The sequence below is a fragment of the Nocardiopsis gilva YIM 90087 genome, from assembly GCF_002263495.1.
In the GTDB taxonomy this organism is placed as follows: domain Bacteria; phylum Actinomycetota; class Actinomycetes; order Streptosporangiales; family Streptosporangiaceae; genus Nocardiopsis_C; species Nocardiopsis_C gilva.
Window position 1 is genome coordinate 5,497,593 of sequence record NZ_CP022753.1, and the last position, 18,543, is coordinate 5,516,135.

The window sequence follows — 18,543 nt, forward strand, 5'->3', positions numbered from 1 at the left end:
CACGTGGGACGCGGCCCCGGTGCTTCGGGTTCCGGACCTTAGTCCGCGGAGCTCACCAGCGAGCGGACGGACCGCAGCGCCACCGAGAGGGTGGCGAGGTCGAAGCGCTCGGTCTCCCAGATCTCCGAGAGGGTCTGCCCGGCGCGGTCCAGCGTGGCCTTGTTCTGCTCCATCCACTGCGTGCGCATGGCGTCGACGGACTCACCGGTGCGGCCGGACTCCAGCACCCGGCCGGTGAGGTCGGCGTGCGTACGGTACAGGTCGTCGCGCACGGCCGAGCGCGCCATCGTGTTCCAGCGGTCGTCACGCGGCAGCGCGATGATGCGCTCCCGCAGCCGGGAGATCTGCAGCCGGTCGGCCAGGTCGAAGTAGACCTCGGCGACCTCCCGCAGCGGGCGCCCGGTGCGGTGGCCCACCTCCACCAGGTCGAAGGTGGAATAGGCCGGGACCATCGCGGCGACCTGCTCGGCCAGTTCCGAGGGGACGCCACGCGCGACGAACCTGTCCCGGCGCTCGATGAACGCGGCCAGGTCGCGGCCCTTGAGCAGTTCGGACAGCTGCGGCACGATCGCGGCCACGCCCTCGGCGAAGAACGCGATCTCCTCACCCAGGTCGAACAGGGACGTGCGGTTCTGCAGCAGCCAGCGCGCCGAACGCTCGGCGAGCTTGCGGGCCTCCAGCAGCATGTCCAGCTGGGTGGCGACGTCGACCTTGTGGTCCAGATCCTCCACCGCCCGCCAGAAGTCGCGGAGCCCGAACACGTCCTGCACGACGAGGTAGGCCCGCGCGATGTCGTCCGCCGAGGCGCCGATCTCCTCGTTGAGCCGGAAGGCGAAGGTCGAGCCGGAGCGGTTCACCATGTCGTTCACCACCTGGTTGGTGATGATCTGGCGGGCCAGCGGGTGGTCCGGCATGGCGTCGGCGAACCGCTCGCGCAGCGCCGTCGGGAAGTACTCGGTGAGCGTGTCCCGCAGGTAGGGGTCGGACGGCAGGTCGGAGTCGGCGATCGCGTCCTTGAGGGTGATCGTGGTGTAGGCGATCAGCGTGCCGAACTCCGGCCCGGTCAGGCCCTGGCCGCTGGAGCGGCGCGCGGCGATGGCTTTGTCGTCGGGCAGGTTCTCCAGCTTGCGCTTGAGCTGCCCTGAGCGCTCCAGCGCGCGCATGTAGCGCTGGTGGACGTGGAGCATGCCGTTGGACTGCTTGCGCGCCGCGGCGAGCACGACGTTCTGCGCGTAGTTGTTGTCCAGCACGAGGTCGGCGACCTCGTCGGTCATGCTCAGGAAGAGCTCGTCGCGCTCGTCCTTGGCCAGGCGGCCGGCCCGGACCTCGCGGTCCAGCATGATCTTGATGTTCACCTCGTGGTCGGAGGTGTCCACACCGGCGGAGTTGTCGATGAAGTCGGAGTTGACCCGGCCCCCGGCCAGCGCGAACTCGATCCGCCCCGCCTGGGTGAGGCCGAGGTTGCCGCCCTCACCGATGACCTTGCAGCGCAGCTCGGGAGCGTCGACGCGCACCTGGTCGTTGGCCTTGTCGCCGACCGAGGCGTGGGTCTCGGTGCTGGCCTTGACGTAGGTGCCGATGCCGCCGTTCCACAGCAGGTCCACCGGGGCCTTGAGGATGCACTGGATCAACTCGAACGGGGTGAGCGAGGTGACGTCCGGGCCGATCCCCAGAGCCTCGCGGACCTGCGGGGTGATGTGGATCGACTTGGCCGTGCGCGGGTAGACCCCGCCGCCCTCGGAGATCAGCGACTCGTCGTAGTCGGCCCAGGTGCTGCGGGGCAGCTCGAACATGCGGCGGCGCTCGGCGTAGCCGCGCGCGGCGTCCGGGTTCGGGTCGAGGAAGACGTGCCGGTGGTCGAACGCGGCCACCAGCCGGATGTGCTCGGAGAGCAGCATCCCGTTGCCGAACACGTCGCCGGACATGTCGCCGATGCCGACGGCGGTGAAGTCCTGGCTCTGGACGTCCACGCCCATCTCACGGAAGTGGTACTTGACCGACTCCCAGGCGCCGCGGGCGGTGATGCCCATGGCCTTGTGGTCGTAGCCGACGGACCCGCCGGAGGCGAACGCGTCGCCGAGCCAGAAGCCGCGCTCCTGGGAGATGCCGTTGGCGATGTCGGAGAAGGTCGCCGTGCCCTTGTCGGCGGCGACGACGAGGTAGGAGTCGTCGGCGTCGTAGCGGACGACGTCGCGCGGGTACTCGACGGCGCCCTCGACAAGGTTGTCGGTGACGTCGAGCATGCCGCTGATGAACTGCTTGTAGCAGGCCACGACCTCGGTCATGATCGCGTCGCGGTCGCCGCCGGCGGGCAGCCGCTTGCAGACGAAGCCGCCCTTGGCGCCGTTGGGGACGATCACCGAGTTCTTCACCATCTGCGCCTTGACCAGGCCGAGGATCTCGGTGCGGAAGTCCTCGAAGCGGTCCGACCAGCGCAGCCCGCCGCGGGCGACCGAGCCGAAGCGCAGGTGCACGCCCTCCATCCGCGGGGAGTAGACGTACATCTCGAACTTGGGCCGGGGGGCCGGAAGGTCCGGGATGGCCTGCGGGTCGAGCTTGTAGACCAGGTAGGGCTTGTCGCTCTCGCCGTCGGCCGCGTACTGGAAGTAGTTGGTGCGCAGGGTGGCCTGGATCATCGCCAGGAAGGACCGCAGGATGCGGTCCTGGTCGAGGCTGGCCACCAGGTCGAGCTCGCCGTTGATCTCCTCGGTGATGGCCTCGGAGCGCTCGGTGCGGCCGTCGGAGTGGCGCGGGTCGAAGCGCGACTCGAAGAGGCGGACCAGCAGGTTGGCGATGTGCACGTTGGCGACGAGCACGTCGGCGATGTAGGCGGGGCTGAACGTGCTCCCGGTCTGGCGCAGGTACTTGGCGTAGGCGCGCAGGATGGTGAGCTGCCGCCAGGTCAGCCCGCCGCGCAGCACCAGAGCGTTGAAGCCGTCGGACTCGCCGCGGTCCTCCCACAGGGCGGTGAAGGCGTCCTCGAAGAGGAACTTCATCCGGTCCACCGGGACCTGCACGGCGTCCTGGATGGGGGCCAGGCCGAAGTCGTAGATCCACGCGCGCCCGCCGCCGTCGCGGTCGGCGCCCGGGGCGGTGATGCCGTAGGGGCGCTCGTCCTCGACCTCGACGCCCATGTGCTCCAGCAGTGGCAGCACCTTGGACAGGGAGATCGGGTCGCCCTTGCGGTAGACCTTGAACCGCCAGTCGGACGGGTCCTGCGACGCCGACTGGTAGAGGTTGACGGCGAGTTGGCCGTCCGTGAGGGAGTCGATCCGCCCGATGTCGTCGACGGCCGTGGTGGCCGAGGTGTCGACCTTGTAGCCCTCGGGCAGGGCCTCGCGGTAGCGCCCGGCGATCTCGGTGGCGCTGTCGGCGCCGTAGCGCTGGGTGAGCTCGACGAGGAGGTCGTCGTCCCAGGAGCGGGTGGCCTTGACGACCTCGGCCTCCAGCGCGGCGTGGTCGACGTCGGCCAGCAGACGGCCGCGCTCGGCGCGCACCACCAGGTACAGGCGGGCGAAGGGGGCCGAGCCGACCATGACGTTGTGCTCCATGGTGGCGCCGTGGAACGCGTTGGCCAGCACGTTCTGGATGTCGAGGCGGACCTGCGTGGTGTAGCGGTCGCGCGGCATGTACACCAGGCAGGACATGTAGCGCCCGTAGGGGTCGCGGCGCAGGAACAGCTTGCTGCCGCGGCGCTCGCGCAGCCGCAGGACGCCCAGCACGATGTTGTAGAGCTCGGGGACGGGGGTCTGCAGCAGCTCCTCGCGCGGGAAGCCCTCGAGGATCTCGATCAGGTCCTTGCCGTCGTAGCTGTCGGCGGCGAACCCGGCGAGGTCGAGGACCTCGGCCTGCTTGCGCTTGAGGATCGGGATCTCGGCGATGCTCGTCGTGGTGGCCTGGTGGGTGAACAGGCCGAGGAAGCGGTACTCGCCGACGATCCGGCCCTGGTCGTCGAACTTCTTGACGCCGATGTAGTCGAGGTACTTGGGGCGGTGGACGGTGGCCCGGGAGTTGGCCTTGGTCAGCACCAGCACGTGCGGCTCGCGCGCCTTGGCGCGGGCCTCGGCGGGCAGCGCCGCGAAGCTGCCGGACAGCTGGGTGTCCATGCGCAGCACGCCCAGTCCGGTTCCGGCCTGCGGGCTCAGCGCCTCGCGGCCTTCCTCGTCGCTGACCAGCGCGTATTCGCGGAATCCGAGGAACGTGAATTGGCGGTCGGCGACCCAGTGCAGGAACTCGGCGCTCTCGGCGATCTCCTGCTCGCTGATGCCTCCGGCGACGAGGGCGGAGGTGCGTGCGGTGATCTCGTCCGCGAGGGCGGTGGCGCGTCGGCGCATCCTCGCGCCGTCCTCGTCCACGTAGCGGACGTCGGTGAGCACGCGCGTCAGATCCGCTTCCAGCTGCTTGAGCACGGTGGAGTCGGTCTGGCGGTCGATCTCGACGTGGATCCACGACTCGGCGATCGGGAGGAGGTCGCCGTCGGTGTCCGCGGGCTCGATCTCGCGCAGCTCGCCCCTGAGGTCGCGCAGGACGCGCAGCTGCGGGTGGACGACGAGGTGCGCGCCAATGCTGTGGCGCGCGAGTTCCATGGTGACGGAGTTGACCAGGAACGGGGCGTCGTCGGTGACGATCTCGACCACGGTATGGCCGATCTCCCAGCCGTCCCTGTCCTCGGTGGGCGTGTGGACACGCACCTTCGCGCGACCCTGGACCCGGTTCTCGGCGAGGCCGCGGTGGGACAGGGCGGCACCGACGATCTCGTCGGGGCTCCGCTCCTTGAGCTCTTCGGGGTCGACGTGCCGGTAGTAGAGGCGCAGGAAGCGCTCGATCCGGCTCGTGTCGTCGTCTTCGGTCAAACCGCCGGGGGAAGCGTGGGTCCACTGTGTGGCCGCATCGCGTAGCAACTGGTCCTGTATGGCGTCAGACTGCCCGGACATGTCGCGATCTCACTCCTTTGTGAGCGTCGGGGGTGAACCGGAAGCCGACCTGGAGACCGGCCCCAGAACATCGGGTGATGTGACTTGTGATGTTGTGTGTCGGTGGACCACCGTCCCCGGTGGCCCGGCTCCGGTAGAAGGAACCTGTGCGCACAGGTCGTGGCGTGTGGGGCTCGGACGCCCTTGTCCGGCCGCCGCCACGGCCTAGGCTACTGCGTTTCACACGGTAGAACAGTGATCAGAACCGTTAAGAGTCAGTTTCGTCAGGCATAGGAGCGCATTGCGGGCGGGGACATCCCCACCCAGGACAGTATGCGCGGGAGATACGTCACATTCACACCTTGGGCCGTTTCCGGACACGCCGACACGAGGCGGGAATATGCGGCCACCCGGCGTGGCGACCGTACGAAACAGACACTAGCCAGGCGGCTACCTGGGGTGGGGCGGAAACGTCACCCTGCTGACTCACCCGTCTCGGGCGGGCGCGTGGCTCCGCGGATCATGTGCAGCAGGGCCCGCCGGTCGGTGAGGTCCTCCAGGACGTGCTTGGCTCCAGCCGCACGCAGCTGCGACTCGGTGGTCGACCCGCTGGCGACTCCGATGGGCGTGGCGTGGCCGATCAGGGCCGCCTCGACGTCGCGGGCGGAGTCGGTGACATAGACGGTGGCGGACTCGGGGAACGCGGAGCCGTGGGCCTCCGCCGCGCGCATCCGGGTGAACTGGATCAGGCTGGCCTTGGGGTAGTGCTCGGAGCCGAACCCGCCGATACTCAGGTCCAGGTAGCCATCGAGCCCGAAGGCGGAGAGCTTGGCCACCGCGTTGGCCATGATTGTTCCGGTGACCACGGTCTGCACCGTGCCCTCCAGGGCCGCGACGGCGGCCAGCGCCTCCTGCGCCCCGGGCATCGCCCGGCCGCGAGCGGGCAGCTGGTCGCGCCGCCGGGCGAACGCCTCGCCCAGGGCTTCGAGGAAGTCGGCGATCTGCGCCGCCCCGGACTCGGCGTCCACGTCGTTGCGGGCCAGCAACTCATAGAAGACCTCGGAGTCGGTGCGGCCCGCAGTCGACGCCAGGTAGACGAGAGGCTCGCCCGTCACCTGTTGGAACGCCTCGGCGTAGGCGGCCCGCGTCACCTGGGCGACGTCGACGAGAGTGAGGTCGATGTTCCACAACACCAGCCGGCTGATGGGAGTCTCCTCACGGAACACGAGGGGTGAGCAATGTCCGCCCCATTATCCCAGTCGCCGAAGTCACGCGGCCATGGTGCGGTGCCTAACGGCGGCGGCCGGGAGAATCGGTCCGGATCCAGGGGCGCACAGCGGGCCCGGCCAGCCGGCCGAGGCACCACCGTGGGGAACCACTCTGTCACGCCGCGCGTCCCAGTCCACCGGTACGCGAACACCACGGGAAACAGGGGAAGATGAGCAGCGACAGAGGGAGCGGCTCGGACGGCGTCGTGGACTTCTTCATCGGCGACTGGAACGTCACCGACCGGCGTCAGAACCGGCGCATCCGGGAGCTGGAGGAGGGCCTCGACCAGGCCAATCAGCGCGTCTACCACGAGCGGAGTCGGCTCCGCTCCGAGCTGAGCCAGGTGCGCGGTTCGCTGGAGGCGCGGTTGGACGCGATCTCCGCCTCCTTCGACGCCTTCGTCGAACTGAGCGACCTCCGTGCCGTCCTCGCCATGTTCACCGACACCGCGCTGGCCCGCCACCGAACCCGGCAGATCCTCAGCGGCGACCGGCCGGACGAGCTGCACCTCGACGACGACTCCGGGTACTGGCTGGTCCCGGCCGCCTACGGCCTGCATGCTCTGACCAGAGGCGACGTGGGGACCGCTCAGGCCCGGTTCGCCGAGGCGGCCGAGCGCGACCAGCTGCGCGCCCAGGTCTTCGCGGCACTCGCCACGGCGGTCATCGCGCCTGAGCACACGCCCGCGATCGCCGGACACATGCTGCCGAACCTGCTGCCCGAACTTCCCAATCAGGTGAAGCGCTGGCAGCGGGCGCTGTGGCTGCTGACCGCCGACGGTGTGCTGGGCGAGGGCGCCCGGGAAGAACTGCGGCTGCGGACGCAGTCGGCGCTCCGTGAGCGAGGCCGCCCGCCGGTCCATGCGGACGCCTGGCAGACCGCGGGATCACCGCCCAGGCTGGAACGGTCGCCCGTCTCCCTCAGCGGAACGGGCGAAATCCGGGACCGGCTGGTCGCGGCCGCCCAGCTCCGCGCCCTTCGCGAACGACTGGAGCAGGCGTTCGACAGCGCAGCAGCCGAAGTGGGCGAGGATGTGCCCGATACACCTCTGTCCCCCACACCGCTCGTGGCCGAGACGCTGCGGATGCTGATCGACGAGGGGAGCCCGGAAGAGGCCCCTCTGTTGGAGCGCGCCCTCCAGCTGCGCGGCGTCATCGAGAGCAGCGGTAGCGCCTCCGCAGAGACCCGGCGCCCCACGTGGAATGCCGAGGTGGGCTCGTCGGCTCAGTTCCTCCTGTCGGACGCTACGGACTCCACGGCCCCCATGGCACGGCGGACGTTCGCCTTCTCGTTCCAATCCACCCACGCGCTGTCGGTGGCCGAATCCCTCGCACAGCAGGCACAACAGCCGTGGACCGGCCAGGCCGTCCTCACCGAGCAGGGCCAGCGCGTCCCCGTCACTCCGGACGGCCCCGTGCGCGACGCGCTCCTCGACGCCGAGGCGGCGATCGCGGCTCGCTACCCGGCGCGCGGCTCGGAACGTCGGCCCGCCGTGTTCGCGGGTGCGGCCATCGGTGTCCTCCTGCTCGCGGTCGGCGCGACCGCCGCTTCCCTGCTGGCGGTGCTCGGCGGCGTCGCGGCGTTCTGCTGGTCCGGTTGGGCCCTGCTGCAGGACAGCGACGACCACCGAAACACCGCCGCGGCCGCCGAGCAGCATCAGGAGCGGATGCGCACGGCTACGGACAAGGCCACGCGACACCTGCGCTATCTCCTCGACGAGGCCGACGCGGCCGGTGCCCGGGCCGCCCAGGACCTGGAGGCGATCCGGCGGCTGCTCGACCGGTTCTGATCCGGGGCGGCGGCCCCGGATCAGCTCGCGGCGGCGGGTTCGGCGCGCGCCGACTAACCCATGTGCGGGTACCTCCAGTCCGTCGGGGCGACGAAGGTCTCCTTGATCGCCCGCGGGCTCGCCCAGCGGGCCATGTTGAACAGGGACCCAGCCTTGTCGTTGGTACCGCTGGCCCGCGCGCCGCCGAAGGGCTGCTGGCCGACGATCGAGCCGGTCGGCTTGTCGTTGACGTAGAAGTTCCCGGCGGAGAACCGCAGCGCCGCGTCGGCGGTGGCGACGGCGTTGCGGTCGCGGGCGATGATCGCTCCGGTCAGGGCGTAGGGCGCGATGTCGGCCATCTGGGCCAGCACCCGCTCGTAGTCGGAGTCGTCGTAGACGTGCACGGCGAGGATCGGGCCGAAGTACTCGGTGCGGAACACCTCGTCCTCTGGGTCGTCGCACTGCAGCACCGTCGGCTGCACGAAGTAGCCGACCGAGTCGTCGACGGTGCCGCCGGCGAGGATGCTGATCGAGTCGGTCTCCGCGGCCCGCTTCAGCGCGGCGGCGTTCTTGGCGAAGGCCCGCTCGTCGATGACCGCGCCCATGAACGTGGACAGGTCGCCGGTGACGTCGCCCATGGTCAGCGACTTGACGTCGGTGAGCAGGTCGTCGCGGACGGCGGACCACAGGCTGCGCGGCACATAGGCGCGCGAGGCCGCCGAGCACTTCTGCCCCTGGTACTCGAACGCGCCCCGGACCAGCGCGGTGCGCAGCACGTCGGGGTCGGCGGAGGAGTGCGCGACGACGAAGTCCTTGCCGCCGGTCTCGCCGACGATCCGCGGGTAGGAGGCGTAGTCCGCGATGTTCTCCCCGACGGTCCGCCACAGGTGCTGGAAGGTGCGGGTGGAGCCGGTGAAGTGGATCCCGGCGAGGTCGGGCTGGGCCAGCGCGACCCGGGACACCGCGGTGCCGTCCCCGGTGACCATGTTGATCACGCCGGGTGGCAGGCCCGCCTCCTCCAGCAGCCGCATCAGCTGCCAGGCCGAGAAGGTCTGCGTGGGCGAGGGCTTCCACACCACCACGTTGCCCATCAGGGCGGGGGCGGTGGGGAGGTTGCCCCCGATGGCGGTGAAGTTGAACGGGGTGATGGCCAGGACGAAGCCTTCCAGCGGACGCAGCTCCTGCCGGTTCCACACGCCGCGCGACGAGATCGGCTGTTCCTCGTAGAGCCGGCGGGCGAAGGCGACGTTGAACCGCCAGAAGTCGATCAGCTCGCAGGCGGAGTCGATCTCGGCCTGCTGCACCGACTTGGACTGGCCGAGCATGGTCGCGGCGTTGACCGTGGCCCGCCACGGCCCGGCCAGCAGGTCGGCGGCGCGCAGCAGGATCGCGGCGCGGTCGTCGATCGACATCGCGCGCCACGCGGGGGCGGCGGCGCGGGCGGCGCTGATCGCCTCGTGTACGTCGGTGTCGGTGGCATTGGCCATCCGGCCGAGGACGTGGGCGCGCTTGTGCGGCTGGACGGCGTCGATGAGCTCACCGGCACCGAGCCGGGTCACCCCGCCGACGGTCTGGCCGAGCTCGTACTCACGACTGGTCTGGCGATCGATCTCGGCCGCCAGCTCCGCGCGCTCCGGGGTCCCCGGCGCGTAGCTCAGGTTGGGTTCGTTGACGGGAACGGGCACCCGTGTCACGGCATCCATGAACGCCTCCCGAATGGGTCTGCGTCCACTGGCATACCCGGATCGACCAGACGGGTATCGCGGTGTCGCGCCGTGGAGTTGCGGCGTTGTCGGCGAATGCGCTCCGGTCGGCACACGGTCGTCGGCGCCCGGCGCCAAGGCCAATTCCTACAGCCAATAATTCGGGTGAGAGGTTGGAGCGGAGCTCCGCCGCGCGCCACCGCCCCGCCATGACGTGGCTCACATTTCGTCGTTCAATCCGATACCACAAACGTTACTCGCGAGTTAAGCTGCGCTCGTGTCGGACACGACGGTGACGATCGACTGCGTGCGCGTGGTGCTCTGGGGAGCGCGGCGGCGCGGTCTCGATGCCGGGCCGCTGCTGGTCGGGGCGGGCGTCCCGCCCTCGCTGCTCGATGCCCCGGGCGCACGCGTCCCCGCCGACCGCTTCGCCCGCCTGGTCCGTGCCGTGTGTGCCGCTCTCGACGACGAGTTCCTCGGACTCGCCGACGAGGCCGTCCGGCCGGGCACGTTCGCGATGATGTGCCGCACCGCCATCCACTGCCCCGACCTCGGAGCGGCCCTGCGCCGGGCCGGGTCCTTCTACGCGCTGTTCCCCGGAGCGCCGCGCGCCCGGCTGAGCACCGACCCCGCGGAACCCGAGGGGCGCTGGGAGTTCAGCGTGCACATGCCGCCGCGGATGGGGCCGTTCATCGAGTTGTGCCTGCTGGGCATCACGCTGCGGCTCGCGTCCTGGGCGATCGGGCGCCGACTGCGACCGTCGCTGGTGGAGCTCGCCCACTCCCGCGCGTCCTCGGTCGCCGACCACGCGGCCGTGCTGGGCGATCGGATCCGCTACGAGCGCGCCCGCCCGGCCCTGGTGATCGACGCCGCCGACCTCGCCGCGCCGATCGTCCGCGACGAGCACGATCTGCGGGCGCTGCTGGCCGGATCCCCGGCGGGGCTGCTGGCCGGGCTGCGCCCCGCGGTCGCCACAAGCGAGCGGGTGCGGCGCATCCTCGACCGCGACATCGCCGGGGGCGTTCCCGCCGCCCACGAGGTCGCGGCTCGACTGAACATGAGCCCGCAGACGTTGCGCCGCCATCTGCGGGCCGAGGGGGTCTCCTTCCGGGAGATCCGCGACCGGGTGTTGCGGGACGCCGCGGTGTCGGCGCTGGCCGATGGCGGGTGGAGCGTCGCCGAGATCGCCGAGCACCTGGGCTTCTCCGAGGCCAGCGCCTTCCAGCGCGCGTTCAAGCGTTGGGCCGGGACCACCCCCGGCGCGTACCGCAGCGCGCGGTGCTCCCCGCCGACGTGCAAGGGCGGGGAACACCGCTCGCTCACAGCTCCGCGGCGTCACAGGCAGAGCGGCGGCCGGGCCGAGTCGGGGTCGAGCGCGTTGAACACGTGACGGTGCACCACCGGGTCGAACGCGGCGGCGATGTGCCCGGAGATGTTGGTCGTGCAGCGGTCCTGCAGCACGATGTTGGTGACGTCGTCCCCTCGAGATACCCGCTGGTGTAGGGCTGCACGAAGATGTCGTACCTGGTCATGATGGTCGTGTAGGTCACGCCGGGGACAGCGGCCCCGCCCTCGTTCATCTTCTCGAGGAAGTCGGACCCGGTCAGGAACTGTCGGCAGGGGCCGCAGATCTGGTCGACGGACCGCCCCACGGTCGGGTCCAGGCCCCAGGCGATGGCGATCCGGTTGACCTCGGCCGCGCCGAAGAAGGCGGTGCCGTCCCACAGCGGAGTGAGCGCAACGTAGTTGCGGACCTTCTCGGCGCCGCCGAGGAACTTGACGTAGTAGTTGGGCATCAGGCTGCCCTCGGAGTGGCCGACGATGTCGACCTCCTGCGCGCCGGTGGCCTCCAGCACCTTGTCGACATAGTCGGAAAGCTCTTCGGCGCTCTCCTCCATCGGCACTGCCCCGCCCACCGCGCTGAGCGGGAGCGGCAGCTCGCTGCGCAGGCCGTAGGTGGGGGCGAACACGCAGTATCCGCGCGCCGCCAGACGCGGGGAGAGGAGCTGCCAGTTGGCGAACCCGTTGGCGCCGTAACCGTGCAGCAGGACCACCGGCCGGGGGTGCTCCTCCGTGGGGCGGCAGGAGAAGTCGTTGGCTCCGGGCGCGTCCGGCCAGGGGTCGGCGCCGGACCGCGGTTCGGGCATCTGCGGGATGTCGACCCCGGGACCCCCCATCAGGAGGGCGTCGGCGGAGTCGGAGGCGGCGGAGGGCCCAGCGGGCGCGGTGTCGGCCGCGGCGGTGCCGTTGACGAGCAGGCCGCCGACCAGAAGCGCGGAGGCCGCCGCCGCGAGCAGGGGATATGACGCATGGGTGACCCTTTCCTCGGGTGATCGGGTGAGGTGGCGACGCGGAATGCCCGGTCGTCAGGCGGGACGTGGCGCGTCGTACAGGTCGTCCAGAAGCTGCTGGTAGCGCTGGGCGACGATGCTGCGGCGGAGCTTCAGCGACGGCGTGAGCTCGCCGGTCTCCACGGAGAAGTCGCGCGGGAGGATCGCGAACGCGCGCACCCGCTCGGGGCGGGAGTAACGGGCCCCGACATCGGCCACGACCTCCTCGATGAGCGCACGGACGTCGGGATGGGCGGCGAGGTCCGCCTGGTCCTCGGGCAGGCCCCGCTCGCGTGCCCAGGGGATGATCTCGTCGGGGTCCAGGGTCACCAGCGCGGCGAGGTGGGGACGGCGGTCGCCGAAGACGATGGCGTGCGAGATCCAGCGGGAGCCGCGCAGGTCGCCCTCGATGTTGGCGGGGCTGATGTTCTTGCCGCTCGCCGGGATGATCAGGTCCTTTTTCCGGCCGGTGACGCAAAGGTAGCCGTCGGCGTCGAAGTCGCCGAGGTCGCCGGTGTGCAGCCAGCCGTCGGCGAGGATCTCGGTGGTCGCCGCCGGGCGCGGTGGTAGCCGGAGAACACGTTGGCCCCGCGGGCCAGGATCTCGCCGTCCTCGGCGATGCGGATCTCGACCCCCGGCAGGGGACGCCCCACGGTGCCGAAGCGCCGGTCGGCGGGGCTGTTGAGGGTGAGGACCGCAGCGGACTCGGTCATCCCGTAGCCCTCGTTGACCGGGACGCCGCAGGCGTGGAAGAACTCCAGGATGTCCGGTGCGATCGGGGCAGAGCCGGTCAGCGCCTCCTTGAGGCGGCCGCCGAACACGCCGCGGACCATGGACAGCCACCGCTCATCGGCCTCCGCGAACTCCGCCTCGATCTCCGGGGCGACCGGTTCGCCGCGTTCGCGGGCCGTCCGCACCTTCCCGCCCACGGTGACGGCGCGGGCGAAGGCCGCCCGGTCCGCCTCGGGTGCTTGGGAGAGCAGTGACCGCACCCGGGTGTGCACCTTCTCGAACAGCAGTGGTGCCGAGGGCAGGTAGTCGGGGCGCACCTCGGCCAGGTCGGTGGCCACGTTGCGGATGTCGCCGCCGAAGAAGTGCAGCGTGGCGCCGCGGGAGACCGCGACCAGCTGCACCACGCGCGCGAAGGCGTGCGCGAGGGGGAGGTAGAGGAAGATGCTCTCACCCGCGCGCACCGGGAGACCGGCATCAAGACCATCCAGTGTGGCCTGCCAGTGGCCGTTGCAGATCAGGCAGCCCTTGGGCGGGCCGGTGGTCCCGGAGGTGTAGATGATGGTGGAGAGATCACCGGAGCGCACGCGCGCCTCACGGTCGATGACCTGGTCGGTGCTGGTGGCTCCGCCCCGCTCCAGCAGCGCGTCGAGCGTGATGGCGCCCGGCGCCTCACCGTCCAGCACCACGATGTGCCGCAGCCGCGGGAGTTCGGGCAGCAGCGGTTCCACCTTGGCCACCTGCCCGGCGTCCTCGCAGATCAGGACGGACGATTCGGAGTCGCTGAGCACCCAGCGGCACTCCTCGGGGCTGTTGGTCGGGTACACGGGCACCGAAATCGCGCCGATGGCACCGATAGCGAGGTCGCAGACCGTCCACTCCGGCCGGGTCTCGGCGAGGATCGCCACCCGGTCGCCGGAAGCGACGTCGAGCGCCAGCAGCCCCCGCGCGACGTCGTCGGTGACGCCGCCGAGCTGCGCATAGGTCAGTTGCGGCCAGCGGCTGGGGCGCACCGAGCGAATCGCGGTATGCGCCGCGAACGTATCGGCCGCGTAGCGGGCCAGGCCCGCTGGAAGTACGGCGGAGCGGTGGGCAGGGCGTTGAACGGATCCGGGCACTGGTGCCTCCTGCGGTCCGCGTGCGGGGGACGTCGCTCCTGGCAGCTGTGCCGGGAGCCGCCCTCCAGAAGCTAGGACCGGCCCAGTGCCGCTGCGATGGCCAAGCCGCTCAACATGCGTGACCGTTGCGCTCAGGGGCAGTGACCGAATGTCGTGCCCGACGCCCGCACGAGCTGAATGCGCGAAGCCCACCGCCGAGGCCCGTCCTCACCGTTTCCTGAGTGAGGGGAGGTGGGGAGGGTGGGGTGCACGAGTGTCTGCTGGGCGGCCTTGTCGGCCTTCGGCTCTCCGATGTCCTGGGGGTGAAAGGCGGACAAGGCCGCCCAGCAGACCCCCTCAGCCCGATCTGGGGCCTACTCCACGAGGTACTTCAGCTCCTGGGTCGCGTACCACATGAGTTCGTGTTCGTCCTCGTGCCCGACGTCCGGCTCGGCGGCCGACCGGGCGATGTCGTCGGCCGCGTCCTCATCGTCGACGTGGGCGGAGGCCACCCGCTTGAGGGGGACCGTTCCGGTCAGGGTGACCTCGGCGGGGTGAGTGGCGTCCGGTGCGGGCCCGATGAGCTTGTCCGGGATGTCCGCTGCGAGGACGACACGGCGGCGCGGTGCCTCGGGGTCGGCGGCCAGGAGGCGCAGGGAGGCGTCGGCGGCGGCGTACAGGGCCTCGTATTCGAGTTCTTCGCTGTCGCCGGGGGTGCTCTCGGTCAGCTCCGGGGTGACCGCGAAGGCCGTGATCGGGTCGCCGCGCACCTCCCCGTCCGAGAGAACGGTGGCCAGGGCGGGAAGGGTGCTCGGCAGGTAGATGCGCATCGTGGGACTCGACATTCGGGCGGGCGGCGTTGACAGGCTGAGTATGCCGAATATCGGGTCGAACCGCGCGCCGACGCGGCGCTAGGAGGGCAGCGCGTCCACCACGATCCCGCAGGTCTCGGCGAGCCGTTCGCGCGTCTCGGCGGGGTCGCGGTGCAGGATGCCGGTCATCCCGAGGTCGACGGCGGCCCGCACGTTGTGTTCGATGTCATCGATGAAGACGCACTCCCTCGGGGTGAGCCCGGTGAGTTCGAGGGCGTGCTGGAAGATCTCGGGCTCGGGCTTGCGCATGCCGACCTCGCCGGAGATGACCACGGCGTCGAAGGATGCGGCGAAGCGGTCCCGGGGGTAGCCGTTGCCCCAGGAGTTCGACAGCAGGCAGGTACGGACGCCCTGGTCGCGGGCCTGGCTCAGCACGGTGTACATCTCGTCCACCGGGTGGAAGCGGGAGAACATCCGCTCGATCAGTCCGACGGCCGGCACCTCACCACCGTCCACCAGCCGCAGCTCGGCGGCGAGCGCACGCTCGAACTCCCCCGTGGCCACCTCGCCGCGTTCCAGCGCGTGGATGGGGTTGCCGTCGCCGTCGCCGTAGGCGCCCTCGACCCAGGAGCGCATGACCTCCCGGTAGCGGTCGGGGTCGATCCGGTCGGCGTCCAGCCAGGCGTCGATCGTGTCGTGGAGGGGCGAGGTCAGGACCCCGCCCCAGTCGGTGATGATGCCGCGGCACGTGCTAGACACTCCATCGCCTCCGTCTCCATCTACGTCGAGGGCCTCCGCACCGACGTCGGCCCTGACAGCTGTCCCGCCCGAGGGCCGGGGAGACATCCTTCCCCGCCCGCATCACGCCGAATCCTCCTCGTTCACGCGTATGCGGACACCCCTGACCCCGGAGGTACCGACCGGTCGGTTTGGTGGCATACTCAGGTCATGGACTTCGAACTCAGCCCCCCGGCCCGCGACCACCTGGCCAACCTGCAGGAGTTCATGGACACCCACGTCTACCCGGCGGAACCCGTCTACCAGAGGCAGCGAGCTGAGGCCGGCCGCGACGACCACACGCTTCCGCCCGTGATGGAGGAGCTGAAGGCCGAGGCGCGCCGCCGCGGCCTGTGGAACCTCTTCCTGCCCGACGTCAGCGGCCTGAGCGTCACCGACTACGCCCCGCTCGCCGAGCTGACCGGCCGCTCCCCCGTCCTCGCGCCGCAGGCGCTGAACTGCTCGGCGCCCGACACGGGCAACATGGAGGTGCTGCACATGTTCGGCACCCCCGAACAGCGCGAACGCTGGCTCGACCCGCTGCTGGACGGCCGCATCCGGTCGGCGTTCGCGATGACCGAGCCCGATGTGGCGTCCTCCGACGCGACCAACATCGCCACCTCGATCACGCGCGACGGCGACGAGTACGTGATCAACGGCCGCAAGTGGTGGATCAGCGGATCGGCCGACCCGCGCTGCGCGGTGTTCATCGTGATGGGCCAGACCGACCCGGATGCCCCCGTGCACCGGCGGCAGTCGATGGTCCTGGTCCCCCGCGACACCCCCGGCCTGGAGATCGTCCGCTCGCTGCCGGTCTTCGGTTACGAGGACCAGGAGGGGCACTGCGAGCTCCGGTTCACCGACGTCCGCGTCCCGGCCACGAACCTCATCGCCGGGGAGGGCGAGGGCTTCGCGATCGCCCAGGCGCGGCTCGGCCCCGGGCGCGTCCACCACTGCATGCGCGCGATCGGCATGGCGGAACGGGCCCTGGAGCTGATGGTCCGCCGTGCGGCCGAACGGGTCGCGTTCGGCGGGCCGCTGGCGCGCCAGGGCGTGGTGCGCCAGCAGATTGCCGAGTCCCGGCTGGCCATCGAGCAGGCCCGGCTGCTGGTCCTCAAGACGGCGTGGCTGATCGACAACCACGGCGCCAAGGCGGCGCACACCGAGATCGCCGCGATCAAGGTGGCCGCGCCGCGTGTCGCCGTGGACGTCATCGACCGCGCCATCCAGGTCCACGGCGGCGCGGGGGTGAGCGATGACGTCCCGCTGGCCCTGATGTACGCGCACGCCCGCGCCATGCGCATCTTCGACGGCCCCGACGAGGTCCACCTGCGCTCCATGGCCCGGCGGGAGATCAAGCGCGTCACCGGCGACGGCGCCGCCACAACCGCCGCGTCGGGCGGGTCCGCCCCGCGGTGATCGGGTGACGGCCCCGGCGCTGCCCGCCCGGGGTCAGCCCCGGTAGCCGAGTCCGGCGCCGACCTTCAGGTCGGTGCCGGGCAGGTCGACGGGGAGCCGGCCCGCCGGGTCGACCTTTCCGGCCAGCGTCCGGGCCGCGGCGACGCGGGAGGCCTCGACCGCGGAGTAGGTCGCGAGGTAGGCGTCGACCTCCGGGAAGGCCGAGAGGTCGTACGGCGTCCCCTGGGCGATCACCACCACCGGCTTGCCCGCCCCGAGGGCGTTCTGCACCATCGCCTGCTGCGCGCTGTCGCGGCGGGCGTCCGCCGTCCCCACGACCGTGGCGTCGGCCCGGGCGAATGTCGAGGCGAGCGTGTAGCCGAGCGCGCGCAGCTCCGCCCCGATCGTCTCGGCTCCCTTGCCGGTCACGTACACCGAGGCGCCGTCGGCGAGCGGGAGGACGTCGCCCTTGTTGCGGAGGAGGGTCATCGACGTGTCGGCGAGCTTCTGGGCGGCGGCCTGGTCCTTCTCGGACCCCACGGCCTTCGCCGCGGCGTCGGGGTCGACCGGCTCGGCTCCGATGACACCCCGGCGGGCCTTGAGCTTCAGGATGCGGAGCACGGACTCGTCCAGCCGCTCCTCGCTGATCCGGCCCTCCTTCACTGCGTCGGTCACGGCACTGACCGCGGCCTTGGGGTCCGGGGGCATCAGCAGCTGATCCGCCCCGGCGAGGATGGCGCGCACCGCGTTCTCGCCGTCGTCGTGGGCCTGGCGGACGCCCTCCATGTTCAGCGCGTCGGTGGTGACGACGCCGTCGTAGCCCAGCTCGTCGCGGAGGATGCCGCCGATGATGTCCCGCGACAGGGTGGCCGGTGCGCCGGAGTCGTCGAGCTGCGGCATCACGACGTGGGCGGTCATGATGGCGTCCACGCCCGCGTCGACGGCCGCGCGGAACGGCGGCAGGTCGGTCTTCTCCCAGTCCTCCCGGCTCTTGTCGATGGTGGGCAGGCCGGTGTGGCTGTCGACGTCGGTGTCGCCGTGCCCGGGGAAGTGCTTGGCCACGGGGACGACGCCGCTCTTCTGGAACGCCTCGGCCTCGGCGACCGCCATCTCGGAGACGCTGTCGGGGTCGGATCCGAATGAGCGGACGCCGATGACGGGGTTGTCGGCCTGGGAGTTCACGTCGGCCACGGGTGCGTAGTCGAGGTTGATGCCGAGCGCGGCGAGCTCGTCGGCCGTGGTGCGCGCGAGGGTGCGGGCCTGGTCGGGGTCGCCGGTGGCGCCGACCGCCATGGCGTCGGGGAAGCGGGCGCCGATGGGCAGCCGGGCGACCAGCCCCTGCTCCTGGTCGATGCCGAGGAACAGGGGGACGCCCGCTCCGGTGTCGGCGGCCCGCTCCTGCAGGCCGTTGGAGAGCGCGGCGATCTGGCCGGCCGATTCGAGGTTCTCCGGGAAGTAGATGAAGCCGCCCGGGCGGTAGTCCTCGATGGCCTGAGAATCCACCTCAGGCGTGGTCCCCGACACGGTGAGCACGAGCAGCTGGCCGACCTTGTCCTTCAGCTCCATGTCGGAGAGCAGGTCCTCGGCGATGCGCTGCGCCTCCGCCGCCGAGCCCGCGCCCTGCGGCGCATCCTCCCCGTCATCTCCCGGCGCACCTCCACCACCTCCGCTACAGGCGGAGGTCAGCAGGATCAGGCTCGCGCCCAGCGGCGCGAGGGTGTGACGCAGTCGCATGGCTCGTCTTTCG

12 protein-coding genes are annotated in these 18,543 nt (G+C 71.0%); 3 read left to right on the plus strand and 9 right to left on the minus strand.

Going from position 1 to position 18,543, the window contains the following annotated elements:
- Positions 1-38: 38 nt before the first annotated feature.
- A complete protein-coding gene (locus tag CDO52_RS24005; protein WP_017618718.1) occupies positions 39-4,934 on the minus strand; it encodes an NAD-glutamate dehydrogenase in 4,896 nt (1,631 codons plus the stop codon).
- Between the two features lie 452 nt (positions 4,935-5,386).
- The gene (locus CDO52_RS24010) at positions 5,387-6,103 is read right to left on the minus strand and encodes an HAD family hydrolase (RefSeq protein WP_152471621.1); all 717 of its coding nucleotides are present in this window, start codon (positions 6,101-6,103) and stop codon (positions 5,387-5,389) included.
- 248 nt (positions 6,104-6,351) lie between these two features.
- Between CDO52_RS24010 and CDO52_RS24015 the strand changes: the two genes are divergently transcribed.
- A complete protein-coding gene (locus CDO52_RS24015; protein ID WP_157745697.1) occupies positions 6,352-7,971 on the plus strand; it encodes a hypothetical protein in 1,620 nt (539 codons plus the stop codon).
- A 53-nt stretch (positions 7,972-8,024) separates the two neighbouring features.
- On the opposite strand, the gene pruA is transcribed toward CDO52_RS24015, so the two are convergent.
- Positions 8,025-9,653, minus strand: coding sequence for an L-glutamate gamma-semialdehyde dehydrogenase (gene pruA, locus CDO52_RS24020; protein WP_017618721.1), 1,629 nt, complete (start codon positions 9,651-9,653; stop codon positions 8,025-8,027).
- Positions 9,654-9,930: 277 nt separating this feature from the next.
- Between pruA and CDO52_RS24025 the strand changes: the two genes are divergently transcribed.
- Positions 9,931-11,043 carry an AraC family transcriptional regulator gene (locus CDO52_RS24025; RefSeq protein WP_094932725.1) on the plus strand — a complete coding sequence of 371 codons (1,113 nt, stop codon included), beginning with the start codon at positions 9,931-9,933 and terminating at the stop codon, positions 11,041-11,043.
- On the opposite strand, the gene CDO52_RS24030 is transcribed toward CDO52_RS24025, so the two are convergent.
- From CDO52_RS24030 to CDO52_RS24045, 5 genes are all read right to left on the minus strand, one after another.
- Positions 10,973-11,830 carry an esterase/lipase family protein gene (locus CDO52_RS24030; protein WP_232524310.1) on the minus strand — a complete coding sequence of 286 codons (858 nt, stop codon included), beginning with the start codon at positions 11,828-11,830 and terminating at the stop codon, positions 10,973-10,975. The genes CDO52_RS24025 and CDO52_RS24030 overlap by 71 nt on opposite strands.
- A gap of 189 nt (positions 11,831-12,019) precedes the next feature.
- Positions 12,020-12,523: a hypothetical protein gene (locus tag CDO52_RS29705; protein ID WP_449406730.1), complete on the minus strand. Its 504-nt coding sequence runs from the start codon at positions 12,521-12,523 to the stop codon at positions 12,020-12,022.
- Complete coding sequence (locus tag CDO52_RS28365; protein ID WP_198345787.1) at positions 12,433-13,830, minus strand: AMP-dependent synthetase/ligase; 1,398 nt, start codon at positions 13,828-13,830, stop codon at positions 12,433-12,435. The genes CDO52_RS29705 and CDO52_RS28365 overlap by 91 nt, the downstream gene beginning before the upstream one ends.
- Positions 13,831-14,183: 353 nt before the next feature.
- Positions 14,184-14,639 (minus strand): DUF6912 family protein, encoded by a 456-nt coding sequence (locus CDO52_RS24040; protein WP_017618725.1) that lies wholly within the window; start codon positions 14,637-14,639, stop codon positions 14,184-14,186.
- An 81-nt stretch (positions 14,640-14,720) separates the two neighbouring features.
- Positions 14,721-15,380 carry an HAD family hydrolase gene (locus tag CDO52_RS24045; RefSeq protein WP_094932726.1) on the minus strand — a complete coding sequence of 220 codons (660 nt, stop codon included), beginning with the start codon at positions 15,378-15,380 and terminating at the stop codon, positions 14,721-14,723.
- A 189-nt stretch (positions 15,381-15,569) separates the two neighbouring features.
- Here CDO52_RS24045 and CDO52_RS24050 point away from each other — a divergent pair, with 189 nt between their 5' ends.
- Positions 15,570-16,817, plus strand: coding sequence for an acyl-CoA dehydrogenase family protein (locus CDO52_RS24050; protein WP_017618727.1), 1,248 nt, complete (start codon positions 15,570-15,572; stop codon positions 16,815-16,817).
- Between the two features lie 33 nt (positions 16,818-16,850).
- Here the strand turns inward: CDO52_RS24050 and CDO52_RS24055 are convergent, their stop codons facing one another.
- Positions 16,851-18,530 carry a glycoside hydrolase family 3 protein gene (locus tag CDO52_RS24055; protein WP_017618728.1) on the minus strand — a complete coding sequence of 560 codons (1,680 nt, stop codon included), beginning with the start codon at positions 18,528-18,530 and terminating at the stop codon, positions 16,851-16,853.
- Positions 18,531-18,543: the final 13 nt, after the last annotated feature.

What these genes read in the sequence shown, in the direction of transcription:
- CDO52_RS24005 (WP_017618718.1), bottom strand. Translation starts at nt 4,934, where the DNA reads ATGTCCGGGCAGTCTGACGCCATACAGGACCAGTTGCTACGCGATGCG.
- CDO52_RS24015 (WP_157745697.1), top strand. Translation starts at nt 6,352, where the DNA reads ATGAGCAGCGACAGAGGGAGCGGCTCGGACGGCGTCGTGGACTTCTTC.
- pruA (WP_017618721.1), bottom strand. Translation starts at nt 9,653, where the DNA reads ATGGATGCCGTGACACGGGTGCCCGTTCCCGTCAACGAACCCAACCTG.
- CDO52_RS24030 (WP_232524310.1), bottom strand. Translation starts at nt 11,830, where the DNA reads ATGGGGGGTCCCGGGGTCGACATCCCGCAGATGCCCGAACCGCGGTCC.
- CDO52_RS24040 (WP_017618725.1), bottom strand. Translation starts at nt 14,639, where the DNA reads ATGCGCATCTACCTGCCGAGCACCCTTCCCGCCCTGGCCACCGTTCTC.
- CDO52_RS24050 (WP_017618727.1), top strand. Translation starts at nt 15,570, where the DNA reads ATGGACTTCGAACTCAGCCCCCCGGCCCGCGACCACCTGGCCAACCTG.
- CDO52_RS24055 (WP_017618728.1), bottom strand. Translation starts at nt 18,530, where the DNA reads ATGCGACTGCGTCACACCCTCGCGCCGCTGGGCGCGAGCCTGATCCTG.